The sequence below is a fragment of the Gordonibacter pamelaeae 7-10-1-b genome (assembly GCF_000210055.1).
Classification (GTDB): Bacteria; Actinomycetota; Coriobacteriia; order Coriobacteriales; family Eggerthellaceae; genus Gordonibacter; species Gordonibacter pamelaeae.
Genome location: NC_021021.1, coordinates 1,513,715 through 1,515,303 on the forward strand (window position 1 = coordinate 1,513,715; position 1,589 = coordinate 1,515,303).

The 1,589-nt window shown below is 68.2% G+C and carries 2 protein-coding genes; both read right to left on the minus strand.

Annotated features, from left to right (window positions below; genetic code table 11):
* On the minus strand, positions 1-1,158 hold a 1,158-nt coding region (locus GPA_RS06985), incomplete at its 3' end, for an ABC transporter permease (protein ID WP_041239221.1).
* On the minus strand, positions 1,145-1,589 hold a 445-nt coding region (locus tag GPA_RS06990; protein ID WP_167536613.1), incomplete at its 5' end, for an ABC transporter permease. The genes GPA_RS06985 and GPA_RS06990, both read right to left, overlap by 14 nt.

The following is a 1,589-nucleotide window of genomic DNA, read 5'->3' on the forward strand; positions in this document are numbered from 1 at the left end:
CAACGCCACGGCGAAGACGGCGGCTGCGAACAGTACGATGACCCCGAGGTTCGCCAGAATGGGCGCGGCGGTCTCCCAGGTGACTTCGGCGAGGTGCGCGCTCTCGGTGACCGCCTGGGTGTACCAGTACGTGGGGAAGAACTTCGCCGCCGTCTGCATCTCGGCGCCGAGCAAGTCCAGGCTGATCCATGCGCCGCCCATGAACGCCATCACCATGCCGCCGATGTTGCCCACGGCGTTCGTGGTCGCCTCGCCCACGCCCAGCTGGCCCAGCAGGAAGCCCACCGCCAACGGCACGAGGGCCAGCGCGAACGCCGCCGCCAGCATGAGCGCGACGGCTCCGCCGGGAACGCCTTCCAGCGTGTATCCGAACGCCGCCAGCCCGATACCGCAGGTCACCGCGCACACCGCCACGGTCACCAGCAGGCTGGCCGCCGCTTTCCACAGACCCAGCCGCACGCTGCTCTGGGGCCCCACCTGCGTGCGCCGCAGTACGTCGGTGCGGTTGAACGCGCCCATGAGCAGGCTCACGCATACGATGATGGAGGCCATGAGCGTGTAGGAGCACCACATGAGGTAGAACGCGAAGCGGTCGGCCGGGATGGCCCCGTCCTGCGTCTTCACCGTCTCGACGGCGGCCGTCTGCGCGGCGGCATCGTCGGCGCGCGCCATCACGTCGGACGCAGGGGCGTCCGGCTCGAGCGCGGCCTCGGCCCGCACGAGCCCCAGGTACTGGTTCGCCTGCTGGTCGAGCAGCGTGCCGGCCATTGTCCCGTAGCTGTACGCCACCTCTACGGCGGGCGCGTCCTCGCCCGAGCGCGCGGCCTCCAAAAACGCGCGCTCGTACCCCTCGGGCACCACGAGCACGCACTTGACCTGCCCCGTGGCCACGGCGTCCTGCATCGCGAAGGACTCGTCGGCCACCTCCACCTGCTCGCCGTGCTCTCCCAGAAACGCGGCCAGGCGCTCGGAGAGCACGCTGCCGTCTCGGTCGACGACGGCGAACGGCGCCTTCACCGCCTCATAGCTTCCCGCGTTCGTGTCAGGGGCGACGCCCATGGCCACGAACAGCCCCAGCAGGCTCAAGAATCCCACGTACACGACCACGTACACGGGGTGCGTGAGCACCACGCGCAGGGCGGTTTTAAATACTTGCATAGCGCTGCCTCCTTATGAACAGGGCGGACACGGCGAACACGACGGCGGTCATCGCCAGCAGAAGCCCAACCTTGCCGAAGAAGGGCTCAAGCGAATCGTAGTAATACAGGCTGTAGAACGTGTCGGTGACCACCTTCGCAGGGTTGAGCGAGGCGAGCAGCGGATAGTCGCGCGCCAGCTGGTCGGCCATGTTCATCACGGGCTCGCCGTAGAGGCCCGCGAACAGCGAGAGCAGGCAGGTCGTGCCCGTGAGCAGGCCCGTCTTCACGCCGAATCCCACCTTGGGAAGCGATCCCAGAAGCGTGCCGAACGCGGTGGAGAACAGCGCGCACACCGCGATGGCTCCGATGCAGGCAACCTCCCTGCCTGCGAAGTCGATGCCCGCCGTGAAGCGCATGTAGGCCAGCGCCGCAAGAAGGCATGCCGTCGCC